The organism is Vibrio sp. Vb0598, assembly GCF_033338935.1.
Lineage (GTDB): Bacteria > Pseudomonadota > Gammaproteobacteria > Enterobacterales > Vibrionaceae > Vibrio > Vibrio alginolyticus.
In genome coordinates this window covers 1-1116 of the sequence record NZ_JAWOTP010000241.1, presented here as the reverse complement: position 1 = coordinate 1116, position 1116 = coordinate 1, and the positions used below count along the sequence as shown (strand labels likewise).

Here is a 1116-nt window from a genome sequence, read left to right as displayed (position 1 = left end):
CTTTGGAGCAATGCTTGCTGGATAAGCAAACCCTCAAATTTACCTCGAACCGATTCGTGCAAGAAAACCCGTGGACTGCGCTTGGGTTGAGCGCTTTTGCCGCGATTGCTGTTGCGAAAGCTGGGCGACTGTCTCGCGTCACGTCATCTCTCTCCTCCATCAGTTTGCTGCTCAATGGCGCGATGGATTTGAGTGGCCAGCTAGCCAAATCTTCTTCATCGTCTGCTGCATCCTCAAAAGAAGCAGGTGAAGAAGCGGCTCAACCATCCGATTTACCACCTCATCAGTAGAGGACGCGCATGAATGGAAAATTAAACCTTCCTATCAATACCGTGATTGGTGTGTCTCTGCTGGTGTTATTGCTTGTTCCTGCACTCTACTTCGCCAAACCGGTGCTGTTACCTATGGTGATAAGTACGTTCGTGGCACTGCTGTTTAGCCCGTTGATCAATTATTTTGAAGACAAAGGCCTGCCACGCACGATAACCGTGGTGGTGACGTTGACGTTATTGGTGAGTGTTTCAATACTCGGTTTAGCGGCGATATCAGAACCCGCGAAACAATGGTGGGCTGAGTTGCCAAGCATCGTCCAAAACGTTTCGCAGGAAGTGAATGAAGTGACCAAAGCGTCGTCAGAGCACATGAACGCGCCGCTTGAGATCGCCAGTGACATGAACATTGACGAGATGGGCAACAACACGGTGTTTTCTCTGCTGAAAGCGCTCGCGACCACCACACCAACGCTGTTAACTCAGGCGATGATTGTGCTGTTTATGGTGTATTTCATGCTTAATCATGGTCGAAGTCTGTTTCGTAAATCGGTATCGCGTTTGCGTGGTTTTTCGAAACAACGTCAGGCGGTGGAGTTGGTGCAGGCTCTGCAGAAAGATTTATCGCGCTACATCGGCACCATTACTTTGGTCAATGCGGGTTTAGGCTTGTGTGTTGGATTGGTGTTTTTTGTCCTCGGCCTTGAAGACCCATTTCTATGGGGTGCGTTTGCTGGGGTAATGAATTTCGCGCCGTATTTGGGACCAGTGATTTCGATGGTGAGCTTTGGTTTTGTTGCGTATTTGCAGCTAGATTCGGTCAGTTTTATGCTGACAGTGGTGTCGA

The 1116-nt window shown here is 49.2% G+C and carries 2 protein-coding genes; both read left to right on the top strand.

Translation table 11 applies throughout. The features are described 5' to 3' along the window. The first annotated feature begins 2 nt into the window (after positions 1–2). Positions 3–290, top strand: a complete 288-nt coding sequence (locus R7Q38_RS24395; RefSeq protein WP_318114655.1) for a hypothetical protein — start codon at positions 3–5, stop codon at positions 288–290. 9 nt (positions 291–299) lie between these two features. Then, on the top strand, positions 300–1116 hold an 817-nt coding region (locus tag R7Q38_RS24390), incomplete at its 3' end, for an AI-2E family transporter (protein ID WP_318114654.1).